The organism is Kosakonia arachidis (assembly GCF_900116535.1).
Classification (GTDB): domain Bacteria; phylum Pseudomonadota; class Gammaproteobacteria; order Enterobacterales; family Enterobacteriaceae; genus Kosakonia; species Kosakonia arachidis.
Window position 1 is genome coordinate 440,455 of sequence record NZ_FPAU01000004.1, and the last position, 22,079, is coordinate 462,533.

General features: G+C 51.9%; 27 protein-coding genes and 1 tRNA gene. 9 read left to right on the forward strand and 19 right to left on the reverse strand.

Features of this window, described 5'->3' with window-relative positions; translation table 11 throughout:
- Window positions 1-9: 9 nt before the first annotated feature.
- Window positions 10-807, reverse strand: coding sequence for a DgsA anti-repressor MtfA (mtfA, locus tag BM427_RS16990; protein WP_090123491.1), 798 nt, complete (start codon window positions 805-807; stop codon window positions 10-12).
- A 93-nt stretch (window positions 808-900) separates the two neighbouring features.
- Between mtfA and BM427_RS16995 the strand changes: the two genes are divergently transcribed.
- The 4 genes from BM427_RS16995 to BM427_RS17010 all read left to right on the forward strand — a co-directional run bounded on the left by BM427_RS16995 (window position 901) and on the right by BM427_RS17010 (window position 3,468).
- A tRNA-Ser gene (locus BM427_RS16995) sits at window positions 901-990 on the forward strand.
- A gap of 977 nt (window positions 991-1,967) precedes the next feature.
- Window positions 1,968-2,225 carry a cell division protein DrpB gene (gene drpB / locus BM427_RS17000; protein ID WP_090123492.1) on the forward strand — a complete coding sequence of 86 codons (258 nt, stop codon included), beginning with the start codon at window positions 1,968-1,970 and terminating at the stop codon, window positions 2,223-2,225.
- 40 nt (window positions 2,226-2,265) lie between these two features.
- A complete protein-coding gene (locus tag BM427_RS17005; RefSeq protein WP_090123493.1) occupies window positions 2,266-2,964 on the forward strand; it encodes a phosphohydrolase in 699 nt (232 codons plus the stop codon).
- 12 nt (window positions 2,965-2,976) lie between these two features.
- Window positions 2,977-3,468, forward strand: a complete 492-nt coding sequence (locus BM427_RS17010) for a very short patch repair endonuclease (protein ID WP_090123495.1) — start codon at window positions 2,977-2,979, stop codon at window positions 3,466-3,468.
- On the opposite strand, the gene yedA is transcribed toward BM427_RS17010, so the two are convergent.
- Window positions 3,446-4,354 carry a drug/metabolite exporter YedA gene (gene yedA / locus BM427_RS17015; RefSeq protein ID WP_090123496.1) on the reverse strand — a complete coding sequence of 303 codons (909 nt, stop codon included), beginning with the start codon at window positions 4,352-4,354 and terminating at the stop codon, window positions 3,446-3,448. The genes BM427_RS17010 and yedA overlap by 23 nt on opposite strands.
- A 177-nt stretch (window positions 4,355-4,531) precedes the next feature.
- Between yedA and BM427_RS17020 the strand changes: the two genes are divergently transcribed.
- From BM427_RS17020 to dgcQ, 3 genes are all read left to right on the forward strand, one after another.
- Window positions 4,532-5,443 carry a DUF808 family protein gene (locus BM427_RS17020; RefSeq protein ID WP_090123498.1) on the forward strand — a complete coding sequence of 304 codons (912 nt, stop codon included), beginning with the start codon at window positions 4,532-4,534 and terminating at the stop codon, window positions 5,441-5,443.
- A 79-nt stretch (window positions 5,444-5,522) separates the two neighbouring features.
- Window positions 5,523-5,705 (forward strand): YodC family protein, encoded by a 183-nt coding sequence (locus BM427_RS17025; RefSeq protein WP_090123499.1) that lies wholly within the window; start codon window positions 5,523-5,525, stop codon window positions 5,703-5,705.
- 304 nt (window positions 5,706-6,009) lie between these two features.
- Window positions 6,010-7,695, forward strand: coding sequence for a cellulose biosynthesis regulator diguanylate cyclase DgcQ (gene dgcQ / locus BM427_RS17030; RefSeq protein WP_244316569.1), 1,686 nt, complete (start codon window positions 6,010-6,012; stop codon window positions 7,693-7,695).
- Here dgcQ and BM427_RS17035 read toward each other — a convergent pair.
- Window positions 7,659-8,489 carry a mannosyl-3-phosphoglycerate phosphatase-related protein gene (locus BM427_RS17035; RefSeq protein ID WP_090123502.1) on the reverse strand — a complete coding sequence of 277 codons (831 nt, stop codon included), beginning with the start codon at window positions 8,487-8,489 and terminating at the stop codon, window positions 7,659-7,661. The genes dgcQ and BM427_RS17035 overlap by 37 nt on opposite strands.
- Window positions 8,490-8,696: 207 nt before the next feature.
- Window positions 8,697-8,927, reverse strand: a complete 231-nt coding sequence (gene yodD / locus BM427_RS17040; RefSeq protein WP_090123504.1) for a YodD family peroxide/acid resistance protein — start codon at window positions 8,925-8,927, stop codon at window positions 8,697-8,699.
- A gap of 126 nt (window positions 8,928-9,053) precedes the next feature.
- On the opposite strand from yodD, the gene dsrB reads away from it, so the two are divergent.
- The gene (gene dsrB, locus BM427_RS17045) at window positions 9,054-9,242 is read left to right on the forward strand and encodes a protein DsrB (RefSeq protein WP_090123506.1); all 189 of its coding nucleotides are present in this window, start codon (window positions 9,054-9,056) and stop codon (window positions 9,240-9,242) included.
- A 44-nt stretch (window positions 9,243-9,286) separates the two neighbouring features.
- Here dsrB and rcsA read toward each other — a convergent pair whose 3' ends face one another.
- From rcsA to fliF, 14 genes are all read right to left on the reverse strand, one after another.
- Entirely contained in the window at window positions 9,287-9,910 is a 624-nt protein-coding gene (gene rcsA, locus BM427_RS17050; RefSeq protein WP_090123508.1) for a transcriptional regulator RcsA, read from the reverse strand.
- A 277-nt stretch (window positions 9,911-10,187) separates the two neighbouring features.
- Window positions 10,188-10,985, reverse strand: coding sequence for a flagellar biosynthetic protein FliR (gene fliR, locus BM427_RS17055; protein ID WP_090123510.1), 798 nt, complete (start codon window positions 10,983-10,985; stop codon window positions 10,188-10,190).
- An 8-nt stretch (window positions 10,986-10,993) separates the two neighbouring features.
- On the reverse strand, window positions 10,994-11,263 hold the full coding sequence (fliQ, locus tag BM427_RS17060) for a flagellar biosynthesis protein FliQ (protein ID WP_007371488.1): 270 nt from the start codon (window positions 11,261-11,263) through the stop codon (window positions 10,994-10,996).
- Between the two features lie 9 nt (window positions 11,264-11,272).
- Window positions 11,273-12,010 (reverse strand): flagellar type III secretion system pore protein FliP, encoded by a 738-nt coding sequence (gene fliP, locus BM427_RS17065; protein ID WP_090123512.1) that lies wholly within the window; start codon window positions 12,008-12,010, stop codon window positions 11,273-11,275.
- Window positions 12,010-12,384, reverse strand: a complete 375-nt coding sequence (gene fliO / locus BM427_RS17070) for a flagellar biosynthetic protein FliO (RefSeq protein WP_090123514.1) — start codon at window positions 12,382-12,384, stop codon at window positions 12,010-12,012. The genes fliP and fliO overlap by 1 nt, the downstream gene beginning before the upstream one ends.
- Before the next feature lie 7 nt (window positions 12,385-12,391).
- Window positions 12,392-12,808 (reverse strand): flagellar motor switch protein FliN, encoded by a 417-nt coding sequence (gene fliN / locus BM427_RS17075; protein ID WP_090123516.1) that lies wholly within the window; start codon window positions 12,806-12,808, stop codon window positions 12,392-12,394.
- A complete protein-coding gene (fliM, locus tag BM427_RS17080; RefSeq protein WP_090123518.1) occupies window positions 12,805-13,809 on the reverse strand; it encodes a flagellar motor switch protein FliM in 1,005 nt (334 codons plus the stop codon). The genes fliN and fliM overlap by 4 nt, the downstream gene beginning before the upstream one ends.
- A 4-nt stretch (window positions 13,810-13,813) precedes the next feature.
- Window positions 13,814-14,281, reverse strand: coding sequence for a flagellar basal body-associated protein FliL (fliL, locus tag BM427_RS17085; protein WP_090123520.1), 468 nt, complete (start codon window positions 14,279-14,281; stop codon window positions 13,814-13,816).
- 103 nt (window positions 14,282-14,384) lie between these two features.
- A complete protein-coding gene (gene fliK, locus BM427_RS17090) occupies window positions 14,385-15,653 on the reverse strand; it encodes a flagellar hook length control protein FliK (RefSeq protein ID WP_090123522.1) in 1,269 nt (422 codons plus the stop codon).
- Window positions 15,650-16,093, reverse strand: a complete 444-nt coding sequence (gene fliJ, locus BM427_RS17095; protein ID WP_090123524.1) for a flagellar export protein FliJ — start codon at window positions 16,091-16,093, stop codon at window positions 15,650-15,652. The genes fliK and fliJ overlap by 4 nt, the downstream gene beginning before the upstream one ends.
- A gap of 20 nt (window positions 16,094-16,113) precedes the next feature.
- Window positions 16,114-17,484 (reverse strand): flagellar protein export ATPase FliI, encoded by a 1,371-nt coding sequence (fliI, locus tag BM427_RS17100; RefSeq protein ID WP_090123526.1) that lies wholly within the window; start codon window positions 17,482-17,484, stop codon window positions 16,114-16,116.
- Complete coding sequence (fliH, locus tag BM427_RS17105; RefSeq protein WP_090123528.1) at window positions 17,484-18,197, reverse strand: flagellar assembly protein FliH; 714 nt, start codon at window positions 18,195-18,197, stop codon at window positions 17,484-17,486. Before fliH ends, fliI begins: the two co-directional genes overlap by 1 nt.
- Window positions 18,190-19,188 carry a flagellar motor switch protein FliG gene (gene fliG, locus BM427_RS17110; protein ID WP_090123530.1) on the reverse strand — a complete coding sequence of 333 codons (999 nt, stop codon included), beginning with the start codon at window positions 19,186-19,188 and terminating at the stop codon, window positions 18,190-18,192. Before fliG ends, fliH begins: the two co-directional genes overlap by 8 nt.
- A complete protein-coding gene (fliF, locus tag BM427_RS17115; RefSeq protein ID WP_090123533.1) occupies window positions 19,178-20,866 on the reverse strand; it encodes a flagellar basal-body MS-ring/collar protein FliF in 1,689 nt (562 codons plus the stop codon). The genes fliG and fliF overlap by 11 nt, the downstream gene beginning before the upstream one ends.
- 226 nt (window positions 20,867-21,092) lie before the next feature.
- Between fliF and fliE the strand changes: the two genes are divergently transcribed.
- Entirely contained in the window at window positions 21,093-21,404 is a 312-nt protein-coding gene (gene fliE / locus BM427_RS17120; RefSeq protein WP_090123537.1) for a flagellar hook-basal body complex protein FliE, read from the forward strand.
- A gap of 171 nt (window positions 21,405-21,575) precedes the next feature.
- Here fliE and BM427_RS25820 read toward each other — a convergent pair whose 3' ends face one another.
- Window positions 21,576-21,746, reverse strand: coding sequence for a YnfU family zinc-binding protein (locus tag BM427_RS25820; RefSeq protein ID WP_217647355.1), 171 nt, complete (start codon window positions 21,744-21,746; stop codon window positions 21,576-21,578).
- Between the last annotated feature and the right edge of the window lie 333 nt (window positions 21,747-22,079).

Genomic DNA, 22,079 nt, shown 5'->3' on the forward strand with positions numbered 1-22,079 from the left:
TGTGCAGTTTTAATGTATCTGGTTTATCCCTTCAGTGTAGCCGCCAGCCTGGCCGCGCAGGCGGTTGAGCGGATCCTGCTGGTAGAAGTGGCAGAAGCGCTGCCACAATGCCGGAAAACGCGGGGCAAAGAGTTCGGGAGCGCTGAAGAAATACTCCGACAGCACGGCGAAACATTCTGCGGGATCGGTTGCAGCATAGGCATCAATGCTGGCTGCATTTTCTCCCACCAGATCGATTTCATCCTGAATGTTATCCATGGCGGCGCGTAAATCATGCTCCCAGCCGGCCACTTCACGCAGCGGGATCAGTGGGATGCCGCTTGCTCTGTCGCCATTACGTGTATCCAGCTTATGCGCCACTTCGTGTATAATAAGATTGAAGCCGGAAGCATCAAACGAATCCTGAATGTCGAGCCAGTTAAGAATGATCGGCCCCTGTTGCCAGCTCTGACCGGATTGCACAATCCGCTGGTTATGCACAAGGCCGAAATCATCTTGCCACTCATCGTCCACCACGAACGGCGCCGGGTAAATTAATACCTCGTGAAAACCATCCAGCCATTCGAGGCCCAGCTCCATCACCGGCAGACAAAAGAGCAGACTAATGCGCGCGCTCTTTAAGGCATCCAGCTCGAATCCTTGTAAAGGAACCAGCCGCTTTTGCTGTAAAAAATGATCCGCAAGCTGAACAAGTTTAACCTGCTCATCAGGCGATAAATTTGCTAATACCGGGGCATTTAGTGCTTCTTCCCACGGGAACGCCGCCTCATCAGCGGAGTCCTTTGTTTTCCAGGGCCACTTAATCATCGTTTTGCTCGCAAACTCGCCACTTGAACCAAATTAACGGGACAGGGTCTGTTAAAATGCCAAATTACCTGGCATCATGGCAACCATCTGAACGGAGAGATGCCGGAGCGGCTGAACGGACCGGTCTCGAAAACCGGAGTAGGGGCAACTCTACCGGGGGTTCAAATCCCCCTCTCTCCGCCACTTCACCCCATCGATTATTTCTTACTGATTTTCTTCCAAAAATGCCTCACTTGTACTGCGTGAATGGTACACATCATGGAGAAATCTGTCATGTGCACATATCTCATAAAACGTAATGCGATTTATTATTTTTTACCCTCGGATTCCTCTGCTCTGGTTGGCCATTTTGATCATCGACAACATGCGTGTTCCTTTTTGATGTCTTCGTGTTGTCGCAGTCGGGCCATTTTCCTTCTACTGATACCCGTCGCTTATTCTGAAGTGAATAGCAATCATACGAATGTATGCGCCACTTTGCGTCATACACCGACTAACGATTGTTAAGCACTTTGCAAGCCATGTGGCAACGGCAAAATGTCTGTTCTGGCAGAGAAACAACTTATATTGATGATGTGCTTTTTGCTTTCTTATATGTTTAATAAACACTATATTTCAAATAGTATAAGCCTTCAGTGTGAAAGTTTAAATAATTTCTTAAATATTATTAATTTAACATAAGGGGTGCTGTCATTCCTGGGTTTAATATCATTGTATATGCGATTATTTTTTTTCATAACTAATTGTTTTTAATGTGTAAATTTACACCTGACAATTTCAACCGATAGGGTGTTAAGAGAGGTTTTTTATATCAGATAAAAAATTTGGCATAAACTGTCGGACAAGCAGAAAAAGAGTGACAGTGAAAAACAAAACAAGGAAGGCGGGGAATAAAGGAATTAAGGTAATTACACAATTATTTGTAATAAGAAAACTGATATTTTAACCTTGAATAAGGCTAAAATATTTTATTTTTCACTCTGCTTATTATCATGTTTTTTGCACCAAAATAGGGATTTCAGGCGTGTGATTGAGAGATATATAAATAATGCTGATATATCTTTAAAATTCGTTTCCTCAGGATATGATGTGAAGGTAGTCACATTTGTGTTGAAAGAAGCTGTTCCTTCTCACCCTTAACCGCGCGGAAAAAAAACATTATGGAAGATAAAGCGAAACGAAGTCTGGGGGGAAAGCTGGCGTTATGGGTTTTCTGGATTTTTTGTGTCTGGTTTATCTGGAGCCTGATGAGTGATATTTGGCTGCCCGGGCCGCCTGTGGGCAACGCGAGTGGTGTGAGGGGCGCAACCAGCACGGATGGGTTCAATAGCTTTAGCAGCGTACTGGTGCTCGGTGTGGTGGGCGCGATACTTGGCGCGATTGCCTGGTATACTCGCCCACGCGATACTGATGCCTGAAGATGTTATGGTAATGATTTTTCATCGACAGGACGCTCAAATGAATTTATCTGACTGGCAGCACCGTTTCGATAAATGGATGACACAACACTTTAATCATGCTGATGCAGCTCATGATGTGTCGCACTTTCGTCGAGTGTGGAAAACTGCACAGACGCTAATGCAGGGGCAGCAGGTTGATGGGCTGGTGGTGCTGGCCGCCTGCTATTTCCATGACATTGTCAGTTTTGCAAAAAACCACCCGCAACGCCATCAATCCTCGGTACTGGCGGCGCAAAAAACCGCCGAAATTCTGGCCGCCGATTTCCCCGATTTTCCCGCAGACGTGGTGCCTGCTGTGCGTCATGCGATTGAAGCGCACAGCTTTAGCGCAGGTATCATGCCGCTCACGCTGGAAGCCAAAATCGTTCAGGACGCAGACAGGCTGGAATCGCTTGGTGCGATTGGTCTGGCTCGCGTGTTTGCCGTCTCCGGCTCGATGGGCGCGGCACTCTTTGACGGCAACGACCCCTTTGCCGCAGAGCGGGAACTGGACGACAAAGCCTATGCCCTCGATCATTTCCGCTGTAAGTTACTGAAACTGCCTGCCACCATGCAGACGGAAAAAGGGCGCGAGCTGGCAGTGCATAACGCCGATTTTCTGGTGCATTATATGGCGAAACTGAGCGCGGAACTTCAGGGCGATCATCAACGGATTGATGATGAGGTGCTGCGACGCTTTCGTACCTCAGTATCTTAAGCGAGAAAACACATGGCGGATGTTCATGATAAAGCGACGCGCAGTAAGAATATGCGGGCGATTGCTACGCGCGATACGGCTATCGAAAAACGGCTGGCCGCCTGCCTGCAATCGCTGGGGCTGGCATTTCGCGTACAGGATGCCGCGTTACCCGGCCGCCCGGACTTTGTGCTGGATGCGTATCGCTGTGTGATCTTCACTCATGGCTGCTACTGGCATCGCCATGACTGTTATCTGTTCAAAATTCCGGCCACGCGTACGGATTTCTGGCTGGAAAAAATCGGCAAAAATGTGGCTCGTGACGCGCGCGATTGCGCATTGCTGCTTGAACAGAGCTGGCGAGTACTGGTGGTGTGGGAGTGCGCCTTGCGCGGCAAGCTGAAATTGAGCGAACAGGCGCTGAGCGAGCGACTGGAAGAGTGGATCTGCGAGGGGCAGCAAACCGCGCAGATCGACACTCAGGGGATTCATGCAATGACGATTACTTCTCCGGGCAAGGCGTAACAACCGGGCGTTGCGGGAAGAGATATTTGCCCAGTGTCACTAGTACCACAGACAGAATAATGATCCCCAATGCCAGCCATTCAACGGTAGAGAGATGTTCGCCAGCAAAGCCCGTACCCAGCAGTACCGCCACGACCGGGTTCACATAAGCGTAGCTGGTTGCTAATGCTGGTGACACGTTACGGATCAGAAACATATAGGCATTAATGGCGATGATGGAGCCAAACAGCGCCAGATAGCCGACGGCGAAAAAACCGGATAGCGGCGGTACGGTGCTAAGATGTTCACCGCTCAGGGCAGAGGCACCCAGCAATACGATCCCGGCGGCCAACATCTCAATCGCCCCCGCCATCATCCCACCTGGGAGTTCAATCCGCGAACCGTACACCGAACCAAATGCCCAGCTTAGCGAGCCGACGAGGATCATCACCGCGCCCCACGGATTACCGCTCAGGTTTCCGCCGCTATTCAGCAAAATGATCCCTGCCAGACCAATAGCAATTCCAGTCCATTCAAGCTTTCGCGTCGCGATACCGAAAAAATGACTAAAGCACAGCGTAAACAGCGGTACGGTCGCCACGACGACTGCAGCGATGCCGGACGGTACATTCTGATGTTCCGCCACCGTGACAAAACCGTTACCGACAGCGAGTAGCAGTACGCCAATCAGCGCCGCATTGAGCATGGGGCGCATCGGTGGCAGTTTATGGCCGCTCAGCAACAGGATGGTTATTAGCACGATGCCAGCGGATAAAAAGCGGATGCCAGCCATCATGAAAGGCGGCCAGCTTTCGACGCCGACGCGGATAACAAAATAGGTAGAACCCCAAATGATATAGAGCGCAAACAGTGCTCCAATAAGCGGTAAAACTTGCCTGAAACGCATAACTCACCACGACAAAAGATACGAGGCTTATAGTAAACGTCAAAACTATACGTGTTGCGAGTGGTTAATTTGGCAGAAGCTGTTAAATTTTTGTTGACACTATGGGGTGGTTTTCGCCATCGATTTTTTACTGCATACTGCACTTTATTTAGTGATCATACTGAAAAGGAAGAAATTTTGGCAGGAAGTAGTTTATTAACGTTGCTTGATGATATTGCTACCTTACTGGACGATATTTCCGTGATGGGCAAACTGGCTGCGAAGAAAACCGCCGGTGTGCTGGGAGACGATCTTTCGCTCAACGCGCAACAGGTAACCGGCGTTCGAGCTAACCGTGAACTGCCTGTTGTGTGGGGCGTGGCGCGCGGATCCCTGCTCAACAAGGTTATTCTTGTTCCTCTGGCTTTGCTGATCAGTGCGTTTATCCCGTGGGCCATTACACCGCTGTTGATGGTCGGCGGCGCTTTTTTGTGTTTTGAAGGTGTGGAAAAGGTACTGCACACCCTGGCTGCGCGTAAGCATAAAGAGAACCCGGAAGCCCGGCAGCAAAGGCTGGAGGCGCTGGCTGCACAGGATCCGCAACAGTTCGAAAAAGACAAAATCAAAGGCGCTGTCCGCACCGATTTTATTTTATCAGCTGAGATTGTCGCCATCACACTCGGTATCGTGGCCGACGCGCCATTGCTCAACCAGGTACTGATTTTATCGGGTATTGCGCTGCTGGTGACCATCGGTGTTTATGGCCTGGTGGGCATTATCGTCAAGCTTGATGACATGGGTTACTGGTTGGCAGAACGGAAAGGTATGCTGGCACAGGGTATGGGTAAAGGACTGCTTATTCTGGCCCCCTGGCTGATGAAGACGCTAAGTGTGGTCGGCACGCTGGCAATGTTCCTCGTTGGCGGCGGTATTGTGGTGCATGGTGTAACGCCGCTGCACCATGCGATCACGCATTTCGCGGCTGGCCAGCCCGCGCTGATGCAGATGCTAATACCGGCTGTCGCGAATTTACTTTTGGGGTTCGCCATCGGTGCGCTGGTTGTGGCCGTTGTCAAAGGGGTTGCGCTTCTGCGCAGTGCGGCTAAGTAAAATCTCGCCGTAGCGATTATGCAAAACCCGCAAACTTCGTCTAAGGTGAAAAAGTTTCACCCTGATACAGGAGGCAGTGATGGTCTTTTTGGTCAGCGATGAAGTCATACCAAAAGAAGGTGGTCCACGCATGATCGTTACCGGCTACTCCAGCGGTATGGTGGAGTGCCGATGGTATGATGGCTACGGAGTCAAACGGGAAGCCTTTCGTGAAGATGAACTGATGCCTGGTGACAGGCAAAGGGCGTATGAGCAGGTGTAACCCAATAGAATCGCCCGGCTATTGCCGGGCGTTTTTTATCCCTGTATAAACACACTTCCTGTGGACGTGGGCAGAAACAGGTTGACACTGTCTTCTTGTCCTTAGCGTTAAATCTTGCTGGACTGGTAAAGGCTTCTTTTAAGGATTTAGCTACGCTTTTTCAGGGTGCAATGAATGCAGGAATGCCGCCTTCTATGAGGGCGGTTTTTTTTACTGTTCTCCATTCGACGCCAGTACAAAAGGCCGACTGCGGCACTATATACAAACTTAATTCCTGGGAGCTCGTGTGCGGCAGAACAGCGTCGTGAAACAACCGAAGCCTTTTATTACTCTGAAGCGTTATTTTCTCCCTGCACGGGTGGTTAACCTTTGTTTTCTGATTGTCATGGTGTGCTCCACGATGCTGACCTGGCGCGAAGTGATTGTCCTGCAAGGGGCTTACGTCACGAGCCAGCGCAGTGAGCTGGGAAATGTCAGTAACGCGCTGGATATGCAAATGCAGAGTGCTGTGGATCGGCTGCTTTTTTTCCGCAACAGCATGCAGGCCGCGCTGCAAACGCCGCTCGGTTTTAAGGCTCTGAGTAGTGTACAGCAGGCATTCAGGCTGCTGCGCGCACAGGCGCAGTGGCAAATCGGCTTTGATAATACGCGTACATTGCCCATTTATGGCGTATCCGATGATTTTGTGAATCAAACCGCTCTCCTTCACCGAGACGATGAGCGCTTACCTGACGAGCTGACCATGGCGATGGAGCTCGGCTATCTGTTTCGCCTCTCTGCCAATGCATCCATGTTGCCATACCAGGCATATTACATTTCCCGCGCCGGTTTCTATATCTCAACAAATCCGGTGCAGAGTGAAGAAAAAATCATTCCGACCTATTACCGCCTGCTGATGCGCCCCTGGTTTCGGGGACAGCAACAACAGGAAAATCGCAACCGTGGTGTTCGCTGGTATACCGATCAGGCGCACCAGGGCCGCGAAAAAAGCGGGTTCGTTGCTGTCAGCATACCGCTGGATTACCAGCAATACTGGTACGGTGTGCTGGTGTTGAGCTTCCCCGTTAGAGATATCAATCGATTACTGGTCAAATCGCGCGAAGGTCAGGAAGGGGGGCAATATCTGCTTTATGACAGCCGCTTTAACCTGCTGACCAGCACACTGAAGGAACAGGGAACCGTGTCCGGATTTAGCGCGGATGAATACAACCTACTGCTGGCAGATATGGAACACGATACCGTCGGCGGACGCCATCTCGGCTCCCGCTATGTGAGCTGGCAAAAACTGAAACAGTTTGGTGGTGTACTGGTGCGGATTCACACGTTGCGGGAAGGGCTAACCGGCGATTTTGGGCACATCAGCATTGCATTGTCACTGCTGTGGTTGCTTTTTACCGGCATGCTGCTGTTCTCGTGGAGGGTTATCCGCAGGATGGTGAATAATATGTACAGTATGCAGAACACATTGCAGTGGCAGGCGTGGTTCGATCCGTTAACGCACCTGTATAACCGGGGGGCCTTTTTTGAACGGGCAAAAATATTATCCGAACAGGCGCATGCGGAGAATTTGTCGTTTGCCGTTATCCAGTTGGATCTCGATCATTTTAAAAGCGTTAACGACCATTTCGGTCATCAGGCTGGCGATCTAGTGATCTCTCATGCCGCCGGGATGATCAGCAATACTATCGGCGAGCAGGATGTCGCCGGGCGCGTCGGTGGGGAAGAGTTCTGTATCCTGCTGCCGGGCAGCACACTGAAGCAGGCTGTCCGGGTTGCCGAACGTATTCGTGCACGAATACGGGGGAAAGAGATTCTGGTGCAAAAAGACATCACACTGCACATTACGGTGTCGCTGGGCGTCTGCGATGCGGCAGAGAACGGTGATTACGATTTCGAATCCCTGCAATCTGTTGCTGATCGTCGCCTGTACCTTGCGAAAAACAACGGACGCAATCAGGTGTGCTTTACGGACGGCGAGCCGAAGAAATGATCCATACCTTCGCGCCAGCCTGCCGCGCCTTCCTGTATTGTGTGATAAACCCGCTGAGGTGAATCCTGACGTAATTGTACACCCTGGCGATTGATGCCTTTCACCACGATAGCGTAATCAACGCTATCAAGCAGCGGCGCATCGTTAGGGCCATCACCGAGGCCGAGCGTTAACGCGCGATGGCCCCGATAGTGATGATACTGACGCGAGAGCCAGTTAACGGCCTGATCTTTTCCACTGCGTTCATCCAGAACGTGCCAGAAGCGCGCGCCTTGCACAAATCGCAGACCGAGTTGCTGAAGGGTTTTATCGAAGGCGGACATTGCCTCGTCGCTATCGCGCCAGATCAGCGTTTCTGACGCTTCCTGGAGAAGTGCAAGGTTTGCCTGCGCCAGGGGTAAACCGGTCACTTCTGCCAGTACATACTCATCCAGTTCGCCAAAAGTGGTGAATTTCCAGCCATGCTGCTGACGCAGCCGGGCCAGTACATCGGCAATATCAGTATGGGGCGAACCGCTGATAATACGCGGGTAATCCTCATGATCCTGCCACTGTTCATCAAGCTGAATGACGGCGCCGTTTTCAGCAATAAACGGCAGTCCCTGCAGTTGCAGCAATTTCTGAAGAGCCATCATCTCTGCGGCCGTTTTACTGCAGCATAAAATGACCGGGATTGACTTCTCGCGAAGGCAAACAAGCCATTCTGCTGCGGCTTGCCAGTCGCCGGTATGGTTATCAAACAGCGTGCCATCGACATCGGTAAATACCAGTAGGGGATCGTCCAGACTCGGCATTTTCAGCTCCTTAGCATTCGGAAAAGGGCAGGCGGCGTATTCAAAAAATACAGTTACATTCCTAATTATTCGCCTAATCAATAGTTCTTGTGATCGTCTGTTTTTGTCGATACAGTTTCACGACATCAGATTCCCTGGTGTACGAATTTTAAGTGCTTCTTGCGAAAGCAAGCTTTATCCCGGCCATTGTCCGGCCGGGATGTTTCTTCAGCGATTCGCTTCCGTGATGCTGAAATCATGAACATCCAGTTCAAACGCCTCCGCAAGCTCCCGCCAGGTGTGGTATTCGCGACCATCAACGCTGACGCGCTGACCCTCTTCATCTTCAATCCGATGAACGTCGCTTTCGCTAATTTCATTAATGGCCGCCAGTAGCGCATCAACGTCAATATCGACGTTGCGCTTGACGGTATTGCTGTACTCTTTTGCCGTTTTCATGCTGTCACCTCGTTGCAATGCCGTTGTTAAGTATAGACGGTAGAAAAAATCGCCAGCTAAATGCCGGGACGCTGTCAGCATCGGCGTTTTGTTCTACACTGGCGTAAATGCGACAGGAGGGTAAATATGAAGGTTAACGATCGGGTCACAGTCAAAACGGACGGAGGTCCACGCCGTCCGGGTGTGGTATTGGCTGTTGAAGCATTCAATGAGGGTACGATGTACCTGGTTTCACTTGAAGATTACCCGCTCGGTATTTGGTTTTTTAACGAAAATAACCACCCTGATGGGGTTTTTGTCGAGCGAGTAGAATAATATTTCGCCCTCCAGCCAGGGAGGGTGAAAACAATACTACTTTTCTAACGCATATTAACAAATATACCCGTCGTGACATTATCGGTAAGACGTACGACATGGTAAATAACTTGTTTATTATGTGTTTTTATTTTTCTTTTTATATTGCCTTTATGTGAGGATACCGTCTTGGCTTTAATATTCATCTGATCCGATATTTGAATAGTATCTTTACCGGACATCCACATTTTCAACATGCTGGACTCTGTACGGCTCAATGAAAGCGTGGGTAAATTAATGGTTCCAACGTTTTTTTTCTCCTTACTAAGATAATCTCCCAGAATATTGTCCAGCGACTCAGGTTTGATTGATTTAGAACTAATCAATAAATTTTTACGTACCAAAAGATATTCATCGAAGTGAATATTGGCTATCGCCATAAACACGATAAACAGTGTTCGGGGATGTTGGTTAATGACTTGCTTAATGTGTTGACTGCTGCTTGGGTCATGTATAAAGCAGTCCTCATTAATAAACACCACCGATGGCTGAAATGTGGCGCAAGCTGATTCGAGTTCATCAACGGTTTGTACATCGTTGATTTCTCGCTTTTTAACCCCCCGACTCGTCAGATACCCTGTTAGTCCCAACCGGGTATAACTGCATAAATCCATAATAATCGTTGACATGGCAGACCCTCACTCAATGCGTAACGATAATTCACCACCCGCCAGAAGCTTCCGAAGCCATACAGGAACAACTTATATTACTGAAATGCAGGATGAAGACTTCAGGCGAATCCACTATCCCGTAAAGTTATGTATAATTTGCCAGGAATCATCTCAAAGTAAAGTAAATGTTGCGTTCTGTGAGACGGCTAAAAACAAATAAGCCGCGCCAGATATATGTTGGAAGATGTTTTGCAAATTTTACTTTAGGATTATCCTCATAAAGACAATGCTAAAGCTACGGATTAGTATTCTGTGGTAGTTCACTGGCAATTTCGGCTAACAAATTGAAAAACTCACTGAATAAGCGTTCACAGAAAGGTGCAACCAACGGCATCATCACCGCCATCAGCAAAATACCTACGCTTAATGTCACCGGAAAGCCAATGACAAAAACTGATAGCTGAGGAGCCATACGGTTTAGCAAACCGAGTGACAGGTTAATGGTCAGCAGCAGGGTGATAATCGGTAATGCCAGCATCAGGCCATTGATGAAAATCATTCCCGCTGACCGGGTGATTGCCAGATACGCATTGCTGTTTACCGGATTGCCGCCGATAGGCAGTGTGTGGAAGGTGTCTACCAGCATGGAAATCAACCACAGATGTCCGTTGAAAGTGAGGAACAGCAGCATCGCCAGCATATCCAAAATGCGCGCCAATACCGGCATGTTTAAATGGCTGGAGGGATCGACAAAGGTGGCGAAGGAGAGGCCCATTTGCAGGCCGATCAATTCACCGGCGGTGCGGATGGTGGCAAAAGCAAACTGCATGGTAAAACCGAGCGCGATACCAATCAGAATTTGCTGTAACGCCAGCCACAGCGCTGGCGGTGAAAAAATGCCGACATCGGGCGTTGGTGGCAACGTCGGGGCGATGACCACGGTAATGACAATCCCAAGCCCAACTTTAATGCGACGCGGGATACGCGTTTCACTGAGGATCGGCGCCGTCATAATCAGCGCCATTACACGCAGCAGCGGCCAGAAATACATACTGATCCAATGGAGCCACTGGTCGCTGGTGACGTTCAGCATAAGCGGGTTTACCCGATGATATAAGGAATGTTGTTGAACAGGGTACGCACATAATCAAGCAGCAAATTCAGCATCCACGGCCCGGCAACCACAATCGCGATAAATACGGCGATGATTTTCGGGATAAAAGAGAGCGTCATTTCGTTGATCTGCGTTGCAGCCTGCAAAATACTGATCACCAGACCCGTGATCAGCGCAACCAATAGTAATGGGGCAGCGAGCGCGAGAGCCACTTTCATCGCCTCGGTGCCCATCATCATGACCGATTCGGGTGTCATGCTTTACTCCTAACTGTAAAAGCTTTGCGCCAGCGAGCCGACGAGTAATTGCCAGCCATCCACCAGCACGAAGAGCATCAGCTTGAACGGCAGGGCGATGGTCGCGGGCGGCACCATCATCATCCCCAGTGCCATCAGCACGCTGGCGATCACCAGGTCAATAATCAGAAATGGAATAAAAATCGTAAAACCGATCTGGAAAGCCGTTTTCAACTCGCTGGTTACATAAGCAGGCAGCAAAATCCGCATTGGCACGGCTTCCGGACCCTGAATGGGCGGTTCATTAGCGAGTCGGGCAAATAGCGCCAGATCGGCTTCCCGGGTCTGGCGCAGCATAAATTCACGCAGTGGCTTTGCGCCGCGATCCAGCGCCACATCCACGGAAATCTTGTTTTCACTGAACGGTTGATAGGCGTCGCTATAAATCTTGTCAATAACCGGCGACATAATGAAAAAGGTCAAAAACAGCGCCAGTCCAAGCAGTACCTGGTTTGGTGGCGCGGATGGCGTACCCAACGCATTTCGCAGCAGACCAAACACAATGATGATGCGGGTGAAGCTGGTCATCATCAATAGTATTGCCGGCAGGAAGGTGAGGGAGGTGATAAACACCAGCGTCTGCACCGGCAGTGACCAGCTCTGACCACCGTTAGCCAGCGGCTGGCTGATAAGGCCAGGAAGTTGAGCGAAAGCGGCAGGCGTAACCAGCCATAAACCAGCCAGTACAAGGGGTAACAAACGGCGCATCAGGATCTCCCGGAACGCTTAAGCAAATTCTTCATCACGGACTGGAAATCCGCATTTTTGTCGTTCACGTCTTCACTTTCAGCAGGTGCAGGAGGAAGTTTGTGCAACAGGTTTATTTGGGTGGGAGTCACGCCGAGCACCAGGCGTGCATCTTCAACATCGACAATCACCACGCGTTCACGCGTGCCGACAGAGGCGCTGGCCGTCACTTTTAAACCCCTGGCACCAGCGGTTTTGCCGCCAAAACCGAGGCGTTTTGCCAGCCACGCGGCAACAAGAATCACCGCAATAATGCCAAGCAGTGCGCCGCTGACTTGCAGCAGCGGCGAACCGGAAATGGCAGACGGTTGGGAAACCGTGGCCTGTGTTTTCATGCTCGGCTCAACGACTCAGACGACGCATACGCTCAGACGGGGTGATGATATCGGTAATACGCACGCCATATTTATCGGCGACGACAACCACTTCACCCTGCGCAATCAGATAACCGTTAATCAGGATATCCAGCGGCTCGCCTGCCAGCCCGTCGAGGGCGACTACGGAACCCTGCGTCAGACGCAGCAGCTCTTTAATAGTCATTCGCGTACGGCCCAGTTCGACCGTCAGCTTGACCGGGATATCCATAATCAGGTCAATATCCTGGAGATTGCCGCTCACTTCACCTCCGCCAAGCTGCTGGAACACGGCATCAGCCGCGCTTTTACTGCCAGTCGAGGTTTTTTGTTCGTTCAACGCGTCAGCCCACAGATCGTCCATTGCGCCGTTGTTGTCATCGGACGGATTGTTCATATCACTCATTTGGGCTGTTCCTCATTCAGCGAATTCAAAATCGGGTTTATCAGGTGCTCTACACGTAACGCATATTGTCCATTGACTGTACCGTACTGGCTGGTAAGCACCGGTACGCCGTCCACATGAGCGATAATGCGATCGGGTTTATCAATCGGCAGCACATCGCCGGGTTTGAGCTTAAGTATCTGCGACAGGCGCAGGGGAATATCCGCGAAATTGGCAATCAAATTCAGTTCAGAGTGCTGAACCTGACGCACTAAATTGTCACGCCAGTTCTGGTCTTCGGTACGTGAGTTTTCCAGCGGCGGGTTCACCAGTAACTCGCGCAGCGGCTCAATCATGCTGAAAGGCAGACAGATGTTGAATTCACCGGTCAGGTTGCCGATTTCCACATGGAACGGCGTATTGACGACAATATCATTCGGCGACGTAGTAATGTTGGTGAACTTAACCTGCATTTCAGAACGTACATATTCTACGTCCAGCGGGTTAATGGCCTTCCATGCATCGCTGTACGCTTCGAGCGCCAGTTTGAGCATGCGGTTGATCACGCGTTGTTCAGTATGCGTGAACTCACGGCCTTCCACTTTCGTCGGGAAGCGTCCATCACCACCGAAAAGGTTATCCACGGCGATAAACACCAGGCTCGGCGAGAATACAAACAGGCCGGTGCCGCGCAGCGGTTTCAGGTGGATCAGGTTAAGGTTGGTCGGAACGGGTAAGTTACGCGCAAACTCGTGATAGGGCTGAATGCGGATCGCGCCAACGGTGATATCCGGGCTACGACGTAGCAGGTTGAACAACCCCATGCGAAACTGACGCGCAAAACGTTCATTGATGATCTCCAGCGCTTGCAGGCGTTCACGCACCACGCGGCGCTGGGTATTCGGGTCATAGGGGCGAATATCACTATCACCGCCCATACCCGGTTTCGGATCATCACTCTTATCGCTGTCGCCATTGAGCAGCGCATCGATTTCGGCCTGAGAAAGAATACTATCGCCCATGTCTTTACCGCAAAATGAAAGCTGTATAAAGAACGTCAGTGACTTCCTGTTTCGGCTGTCCTGGCACTAACGGCGTTGCAAGCGTTTCTTTAATCGCGGTAGCAAGCGCCTGTTTACCCTCGTTAGTTGCAAGTTGTTGCGCATTCTGACGAGATAACAACAGTAACAAGCGGCTACGCACTTCCGGCAAATATTCACTCAGTCTTGCGCGCGTTGCGTCATCGCGCAGGCGCAGTGTAATACCCACATACAGTACACGATCGGCATCGCCCAGATTCACAGTAAAGGTGTCCAGCGCGAAGAAAACCGGTGCTGGCGGGGGCGGGACTTCCGCTTTTGCGTTTACCGCAGTTTTATGTTGCATACGCCAGTAACTATAGCCTGCTGTGGCACATGCCGCGAGGGTAATTAACACCAGCAGCGGGATCCAGATAGAGCGCTTACGTTTTTTATTAATAGCGGAGTCAGTCATTAGATACGGGCTTCCTGTTAGTACTGCTTATGAGGTGATTATCCCGTGTCCTGCTCGCGTCAAAGCGCGGAAAAGACGGGGATAATCATGCTACCTCTGGCGTTTAGGCAAAGATGTCAACAGCGCCGTTACCGCGAGCCACAGACTGCAAGCTTGCTGGCGTCACGAGAGCTGTATCATCGTCGGAACCAAAAACATCGCCGGAACCCGAACGTGAAGTGTGTTGCTGCTGCGAGGCCTGTTGTTGCTGCTGGCCGGTGAAGCTTTCGCTGCTGATGCTGCTCTGACCAAGCTGAATACCGCTTTCAGCCAGAGAGGTGCGCAGTGTCGGTAAGGCGGCTTCCAGTGCCTGACGAACATGGCTGTGCGCCGAAACCATTTGCAGTTGCGCCTGGTTATCTTCCAGCTTGATGGAGATCTGCACCTGGCCCAAATCTTCCGGATGCAAACGCAGTTCAGCCGTTTGCTGGCCCTGGCGGGTGAAGAGCGTGACGTGCTGGCTGATATTCTGCTGCCATTCATGACTACCCAGCGGCGCACTGACAACCGGCGCTGCAACAGGCGCACTGGCCTGCGCTGCGCTGGCGCTGGTGGTCACCGGCGCCATACTCACCGTAGTGTTGGTCGTTTGCAGCGCGTTGTCACTATCTTTCTTTGTGGCGCTTGCAGCGGCCAGTACCGCGGCCTGCTGTGAATTGTCAGCCACCTGGAAAGAGGTGTTCGCGGCCGGATCATTTTTCACGGCACTACGTGAGATATCGGTATCGGATGCGGTCGAGAGTGAGCTGCTGTTTAGCGCGCGGTTAGCGGCTGCGGCAACATTTTGCGTGCTGATGCTGGTCGATTTGGCCGTTGTGGGTGCGCTCAGTTGCGCGGTTTGCTGATGCGGCAACATCGCCATCAGCGCACTGAGGCCTGCCAGTTCGTCATCTGTTGTATCACTCTTCTCATCGCCGCTTTGCGCTGTTTTGTTTAGTGCCGCGAGAACATTGCTTTTCGCTGCAGGCGTCAGGCCAGAAAAGAGTTTTTGCATGTCAGCGGTGGTGGCTGCACTTTCCGTAACACCGGCAGTGTCGTCGCGTTTGGCAGTCTGACGTGCAAGCAGGTCTGCGAGTTTCTGCGCCGGCGTTTGCGCATCTTCACCGGCAGCCGAGGTCAGATTGTTTTTCGCCAGCTTGCCGCTTACAACCGCAGCCTGTAAATCAGCTAGTGTCAGCGGTTCACCACTCTCCTGGGTTTGTCCCTGCGTGCCAGACATCGCGCCAGTAAGCAGGGCGAGGAAATCTTGTGCCGAATCGCCGCCCGCTTTGCCTGTCTGCGCGCTGGTGGCGGTATCGGATTCAGTTACTACCAGTTTTGGCAAGGTGATCATTCTATTTTCCTCAGGGATGCGCGTTGTGCAAACTCATCCATTTTTTTCTGATCGAGGCGGTTTTCCGCCAGTAATACTGCTGCGCTTTGCCGCTCTTGCAGTGTTTGCCAGGCCTGTAAACGCTGTTTTTTCTCTCGCCAGCAACCCAGAGCGATATCGACTTTCTCGCTCCACTGCATCAATTGCTTACGATGCTGATCGATAGCTTTTTCCAGCGTCTGAATAAACTGCTGATAGTTTTGCCAGCGCTGATTATCAATGCCCTGGCTCATGTTGTTATTAAGACTGTTGCGATATTCATGCTGATAGTCGATCAGCATTTTTAATTGTTCTTCCGCCTGCTGGCAGTTGCGACGCATCTCACCCAGCTTCAGTGCCGCGTCCTCAACCTCTTTCTCAGCCAGATCTTTTAGCGTCGTTAATGCGCTGTTTTGCGCCATGAGGTCAGCCCTCCACTACCTTATACTGTCGGGAAGATCAGTTCTAAAGACTGGATAGAATCTTCCCACCCGGCACGTTCGAAGATGCCCTGTTGCAGAAAGGCTTCAAGCTGCGGCCACAATGCAATAGCTTTATCCAGCATTGGGTCGCTGCCTCGCGCATACGCGCCAACGCTCACGAGATCGCGATTTCGTTGGAAGCTAGACAGCAACTGTTTGAAATTCCGGACTCTTGCGTAATGTTGTTCAGTAATTAACGCGGTCATGGCACGGCTGATGGAGGCTTCTATATCAATCGCCGGATAGTGACCGGCTTCCGCCAGACGGCGAGAAAGTACAATATGTCCATCAAGAATCGCGCGCGCAGAATCCGCGATAGGATCTTGCTGGTCATCCCCTTCAGTGAGGACGGTATAGAAAGCGGTGATCGAGCCGCCGCCGTGAATACCGTTCCCCGCACGTTCCACCAGCGCCGGTAATTTGGCGAAGACAGAAGGAGGATAACCTTTAGTTGCTGGCGGTTCGCCGATCGCCAGCGCAATTTCACGCTGCGCCATGGCATAACGCGTCAGAGAGTCCATGATCAGAAGCACATGCTGACCGCGATCGCGGAAATCCTCAGCAATGCGCGTAGCGTAGGCAGCGCCCTGCATACGCAACAACGGAGAAACATCCGCCGGTGCGGCGATCACTACGGAACGGGCGCGACCGTCAGCACCCAGGATGTTCTCGATAAAATCTTTAACTTCACGGCCACGTTCGCCAATAAGCCCCACGACAATCACGTCGGCCTGGGTATAGCGCGCCATCATACCAAGCAGCACACTCTTACCGACGCCGGAACCGGCAAACAGACCCATACGTTGACCGCGGCCCACTGTCAGCAGGGCGTTAATGGCGCGTACTCCAGTATCAAGCACATGCTCAATCGCCGTACGTTGCAACGGGTTAACTGGCGGCGTCATCAATGCGCCCGTTTCTTCGGCGTCGGGCGCAGGAAGACCGTCGAGCGGTTTACCCGCGCCGTCGAGTACACGTCCCAGCAGGGCAGGGCCGAGCGGCAACTGTTTGCTGCTTTGTAAACCATCGCCCACCGCGCCGCGTGCATAAACGCGCGCGCCAGGTAAAATCCCTTCGACTTCTTCCAGCGGCATCAGAAACAGACGTTGCCCGTTAAAGCCGACCACTTCACTTTCCACTTCGTGGGTTTCAACACCTTCCTGACGTTCAATGATGCAGGTCGCGCCCAGTGGCAATTGCAAGCCAGTGGCCTCCAGCACCAGACCGGTGGCGCGTGTCAGTCGCCCGTAGCGGCGCACAGAAGGAAGCTGCACCATTTTGGCTTCAAAGTTATCGAGCGTTGTCAGCCAGCGGGTCAAGCGTGCAGTCATCAAATCACTCCCGGCGCCGCCAGACGGCACAGTTCCTGCCAGCGCGTTGCGACACTGGCATCAAGATCGCCTTCATCGGCGGAAACTTTACAGCCACCCGGATGCAGTGTTGGGTCGCCGCGCAGACGCCAGCCGTGCAGGCTCAACGTCGCGCCGAGCATCTCTTCTACCCGTTGCAGATCGTCCGGGTGAACGCGCAACTGCGGTTTGCCGCTGAACAGCGGTTCTTGCTGCAACAACTGTTGAATCTGTTTGATCAACGCACTGTTATCGACACTGGGCGTGTGTCCCAGCACCTGGCGAGCGGCTTCCAGCGCCATCTGCATCAGGCGGGAAGCAATTACGCTGTCGAGTGCATCCAGGGAGTACTGGAATTCACTGACTAGTTGTTGCATCCGCGCGTTCAGGGGAGCTTGCTGCTGGCGAGCCAGATCCAGCCCTTGCTCCTTGCCTTGCGCTAACCCTTCCTGGTAACCGATATCGTGTCCCGCTTTGCGCCCTTCCGCCAGACCGGCGTTGTAACCCGCTTCGTGAGCCTGCATCTGGATCTGCGCCAGTTGCTGTTGCTGTTTTTGCTCCTCGGATAAAGCATCTTCTTCCTCGTCGGTTTTTTCTGATGCACTCTCGTTCATCAGCAAGGGAGCAAACTCGGCAGCCTGCGGAAGTACCAGATCATCCGGCGTCCAGACTTTCCAGGGCAATTCGTTAGACATAGGTATCCTCGCCGCTGCCAATTACCATCTCGCCGGTTTCCGCCAGACGACGAACAATAAGCAGGATCGCTTTCTGTTCGTTTTCCACCTGAGACAGACGGACCGGGCCACGGTTGGCAAGGTCGTCGCGCAGGATATCGGCAGCACGTTGGGACATGTTGCGCAGGAATTTCTCGCGCAACGGCGGTTCGGCACCTTTGAGGGCGATGAGCAGAGACTCGGAATCCACTTCCTGCAGCAGGCGCTGGATACTGCGGTCGTCCACGTCCACCAGGTTTTCGAACAGGAACATCTCGTCGATAATTTTTTGCGCCAGCTCGCCGTCGAACTCGCGAACCGCGGTAATAACTGCTTCTTCCTGCTGTGTTTTCATCAGGTTGATGATCTCGGCCGCCGTTCTCACGCCGCCCATTTTGCTGCGTTTGAGATTCTGGCCGTCGAGCAGGCTGTTCAGTACTTCAGTCAGTTCTGCCAGCGCGGCAGGCTGTACGCCGCCGAAAGTGGCAATACGCAGCATCACGTCATGGCGCATGCGCTCGTCAAACAGCGCCAGAATATCTGCCGCCTGAGAACGTTTGAGGTGCACAAGAATGGTGGCGATGATCTGCGGATGTTCGTCGCGAATAAGGTCGGCGGCGCTCTGCGGCTCCATAAAGTTGAGCGTTTCGATGCCGCTGGTGGTATCGCGGGTTTCGAGAATATCTTCCAGCAAACTGGATGCACGCTCTTCGCCCAGCGCTTTGACCAATACCGAGCGCAGGTAGTCGTTGGCGTTGATGTTCAGCGCCGCGAATTGTTCCGCTTCGTTCTCGAACTCCTGCAATACGTCCATCAACTGTTTATTGGAGATTTGACGTACGCTGGCCATCGCGGTACTCAAATGCTGAACTTCGCGGGCAGAGAGGTGTTTAAACACCTCAGCTGCGCGATCTTCGCCGATGGTCATCAGCAAGATGACGCTTTTGTCCGTTCCGGAAAGATTATTGCTCATGTTCGTTATTCATCCACTGGCGAATGACCAGCGCCACGACGCGCGGATCGTTATCTGACATTTCGCGAATACGCTGGCTCATCACTTCTGCGCTCAGGCGCTGGTTAGAGCGACGCTGCTGGTTCACTTCGTCTTTACTCAGGCGAACTTCCACCGACTCTTCAATTTCGGCTCGTGCCTGTGTCGCTTCCAGTGCAGCTTTCGCTTCTTCCTGGCGGCGTACCAGTTGCGGACGTACCGCTTTACGCCACAACAGCCAGGCAACAATCAGCACCAGTAACCAGCGGCCTGCGGACATCAACTGGTCGATAAACGCCTGCTGCTTCCAGAACGGGAGCTGACCACCGATATCATCCGTTGCGTTAAACGGCGAGTTGACGACGTTGACGGTATCACCGCGTTTTTCGGTATAACCCATTGCCTCACGGGTTAAATCTTCAATCTGTTTCAGTTGATCAGCGGTCAGTGCGGCTGTTTTACCATCTCCCAGCGTGCGGTAGTTCACCACCACCGCAACAGAGAGACGCTCAATATCACCAACATTCATCTTGGTATGACGAATAGTGCGATCAACTTCGTAGTTGTTGATTTCGCTATGCGTGGTATTACGCGGTCCCACCGTGTTGCTGTTTGCCGTGGAGGCATTTGTGCCTTGCTGACCTTGCGCATTCTGCTGGTTATTCTGCGTGGTGATCGGCGCGCTATTAGCTGGCGCTGGCTGGTTAGAGAGTGCGCCCGGAACACCACCAGGATACTGGCCGCCAATCTGTTCGCTGCCGTTCACCTGACGTGAACGCAGAACCGCTTGCGCCGGATCGCCGCCATTCGGGCTATATTGCTCTTCCGTTTGCTCTTTATTTGCGAAATCGAGTTGAGCGGTAACCTGCGCGTGTACGTTGCCGTTACCGACGATAGGGCCAAGAATGGCTTCGATACGGCGCTGGATACGGCCTTCAACCTCAGCGGTATATTTCAGTTGGGCATCATTCAGATCGCGACCGGCTGCCCCCGCCTGCGTCAACAGATGACCGCTCTGATCAACAACTGTTACGTTACCCGGCGGCAAACCTGCCACCGCGCTGGAAACCAGATGTACCATCGCGCTGATCTGACCGTCATCCAGGGCGCGGCCCGGTTGCAGATTAACGGTGACGGAGGCAGAAGGGGATTTTTGTTCGCGAACAAACAGCGACGGTTTCGGCATGGCGAGGTGCACACGGGCACTTTTAACCGGGCCAAGCGTTTCGATGGTGCGGGCCAGTTCACCTTCCAGCGCACGCTGGTAGTTCACTTGCTCGCTAAATTGGCTGATACCAAATTTTTCCTGATCCAGCAGTTCAAAACCCACTGCGCCGCCTTTCGGCAGACCCTGTTGCGCAAGACGCAAACGCAGTTCGTGAACTTTATCCGCTGGAACCTCAATCGCTCCGTTGCCATCGGCGAAGCGGTAAGGAATATTCATTTGGGTCAACTGGGTAACAATTGCTCCGCCATCCTGGTCGGATAAGTTGCTGTATAACGTCCGATAATCCGGGCTCTTGGCCCACAGTACCATAGCAACAACGATGGCCACAGCGGCTGCCGCTGCGACCATTAATGGGATTTTGGGGTTCGCGCGTAAGCGGTTAAGCCACTCAAGAGATTTATTCTGCGGTGCAGTTGTTGCAGTCGCACTCATTGCGCACCTCGTAACTCTGGGTGGATGTAGTTATTTGAGTTGAGAAACAAAACAGACTCCCGGGTCGGCAAACTCGACATTTATCCATTATCATGGCAATGCCATTATTTGATGATTCCCAATTTTCTATGCGCCAAATAACCTGTTTTTTTGTCTCTATTTACCGCCATTATCCCATTGACAAGCTGTTAACCTTGTTCGGTATCAAATCATCCGGGGAAAAACAATGGCTATACAGGGCATTGAAAGCGTCATCAGTCAGTTGCAGGCAACTGCTGGCGTTGCGCGCAATCAGAGCGTGGAGAGTGAACCGACAATCAGCTTTGCCGGACAGCTGCATGCTGCGCTGGATCGCATCAGCGATACGCAAAACGTAGCACGTGTGCAGGCAGAGAAATTCACACTCGGCGAACCGGGTGTGGCGTTGAATGACGTGATGACCGATCTGCAAAAATCGTCCATTTCGCTACAAATGGGCGTTCAGGTGCGTAATAAACTGGTGTCTGCCTATCAGGACATCATGAACATGCAGGTTTAGGCCTGACTGATTTTGCATTTTGCCACCGATCTGCGCTTTGTTGTGGGCATTAAGGGCAACGTCAAACCTCGTGCTGCTGCGGGGTTTTTCTTTGTGAGCGGCCGGAGGGGTTGGAGCAGGCGTTAAAACCGGCCGTTAAATGCCGACCGGTCTCTCCTGAGGGTGCTGATTTCAGGCGTAAGCGGGTTTGTCTTGTTTGAAGATCTTACTGCAATGGGGGCACATCAGCGCTGAACCTTTCTGGACTCGGGTAAAGCTATGTTCTGACTGCATAGCGCAGTGAGGGCAGGAACATTTGGTGAGATAGTTGCGACCGTTTTTTGAATCTTTCCGTTGTGGCATAGAGTATTTCCTGATAAATGGACTGCAACGATACACTATCTCAGTGCATATAGCCCGTAATGATTTCCCTGCGGTCACGTTATCACCTTCCACCTTACTGTCAGAAAAGCCGATAAAAATTGCCAGCACAGGGGTGATTTAAGCCCTATATAGTCGTATGCCTACGCATCAAAATAACCGTCGCACAAGCTACAGCGATCGATAAGAAATGTTTGACTACTTTCGTACCGATGCGGTGATGTATCGCGGTAAGCAGAGCGGACACAACCGCTGCATGTTTATGAATGAGTGAGGCGAGCCCCGCCATTTCGTTGATTGGATGTGATCGGCGAC

What these genes read in the sequence shown, in the direction of transcription:
- mtfA (WP_090123491.1), bottom strand. Translation starts at nt 807, where the DNA reads ATGATTAAGTGGCCCTGGAAAACAAAGGACTCCGCTGATGAGGCGGCG.
- drpB (WP_090123492.1), top strand. Translation starts at nt 1,968, where the DNA reads ATGGAAGATAAAGCGAAACGAAGTCTGGGGGGAAAGCTGGCGTTATGG.
- BM427_RS17005 (WP_090123493.1), top strand. Translation starts at nt 2,266, where the DNA reads ATGAATTTATCTGACTGGCAGCACCGTTTCGATAAATGGATGACACAA.
- BM427_RS17010 (WP_090123495.1), top strand. Translation starts at nt 2,977, where the DNA reads ATGGCGGATGTTCATGATAAAGCGACGCGCAGTAAGAATATGCGGGCG.
- yedA (WP_090123496.1), bottom strand. Translation starts at nt 4,354, where the DNA reads ATGCGTTTCAGGCAAGTTTTACCGCTTATTGGAGCACTGTTTGCGCTC.
- BM427_RS17025 (WP_090123499.1), top strand. Translation starts at nt 5,523, where the DNA reads ATGGTCTTTTTGGTCAGCGATGAAGTCATACCAAAAGAAGGTGGTCCA.
- BM427_RS17035 (WP_090123502.1), bottom strand. Translation starts at nt 8,489, where the DNA reads ATGCCGAGTCTGGACGATCCCCTACTGGTATTTACCGATGTCGATGGC.
- yodD (WP_090123504.1), bottom strand. Translation starts at nt 8,927, where the DNA reads ATGAAAACGGCAAAAGAGTACAGCAATACCGTCAAGCGCAACGTCGAT.
- dsrB (WP_090123506.1), top strand. Translation starts at nt 9,054, where the DNA reads ATGAAGGTTAACGATCGGGTCACAGTCAAAACGGACGGAGGTCCACGC.
- rcsA (WP_090123508.1), bottom strand. Translation starts at nt 9,910, where the DNA reads ATGTCAACGATTATTATGGATTTATGCAGTTATACCCGGTTGGGACTA.
- fliR (WP_090123510.1), bottom strand. Translation starts at nt 10,985, where the DNA reads ATGCTGAACGTCACCAGCGACCAGTGGCTCCATTGGATCAGTATGTAT.
- fliQ (WP_007371488.1), bottom strand. Translation starts at nt 11,263, where the DNA reads ATGACACCCGAATCGGTCATGATGATGGGCACCGAGGCGATGAAAGTG.
- fliP (WP_090123512.1), bottom strand. Translation starts at nt 12,010, where the DNA reads ATGCGCCGTTTGTTACCCCTTGTACTGGCTGGTTTATGGCTGGTTACG.
- fliO (WP_090123514.1), bottom strand. Translation starts at nt 12,384, where the DNA reads ATGAAAACACAGGCCACGGTTTCCCAACCGTCTGCCATTTCCGGTTCG.
- fliN (WP_090123516.1), bottom strand. Translation starts at nt 12,808, where the DNA reads ATGAGTGATATGAACAATCCGTCCGATGACAACAACGGCGCAATGGAC.
- fliM (WP_090123518.1), bottom strand. Translation starts at nt 13,809, where the DNA reads ATGGGCGATAGTATTCTTTCTCAGGCCGAAATCGATGCGCTGCTCAAT.
- fliL (WP_090123520.1), bottom strand. Translation starts at nt 14,281, where the DNA reads ATGACTGACTCCGCTATTAATAAAAAACGTAAGCGCTCTATCTGGATC.
- fliK (WP_090123522.1), bottom strand. Translation starts at nt 15,653, where the DNA reads ATGATCACCTTGCCAAAACTGGTAGTAACTGAATCCGATACCGCCACC.
- fliJ (WP_090123524.1), bottom strand. Translation starts at nt 16,093, where the DNA reads ATGGCGCAAAACAGCGCATTAACGACGCTAAAAGATCTGGCTGAGAAA.
- fliI (WP_090123526.1), bottom strand. Translation starts at nt 17,484, where the DNA reads ATGACTGCACGCTTGACCCGCTGGCTGACAACGCTCGATAACTTTGAA.
- fliH (WP_090123528.1), bottom strand. Translation starts at nt 18,197, where the DNA reads ATGTCTAACGAATTGCCCTGGAAAGTCTGGACGCCGGATGATCTGGTA.
- fliG (WP_090123530.1), bottom strand. Translation starts at nt 19,188, where the DNA reads ATGAGCAATAATCTTTCCGGAACGGACAAAAGCGTCATCTTGCTGATG.
- fliF (WP_090123533.1), bottom strand. Translation starts at nt 20,866, where the DNA reads ATGAGTGCGACTGCAACAACTGCACCGCAGAATAAATCTCTTGAGTGG.
- fliE (WP_090123537.1), top strand. Translation starts at nt 21,093, where the DNA reads ATGGCTATACAGGGCATTGAAAGCGTCATCAGTCAGTTGCAGGCAACT.
- BM427_RS25820 (WP_217647355.1), bottom strand. Translation starts at nt 21,746, where the DNA reads ATGCCACAACGGAAAGATTCAAAAAACGGTCGCAACTATCTCACCAAA.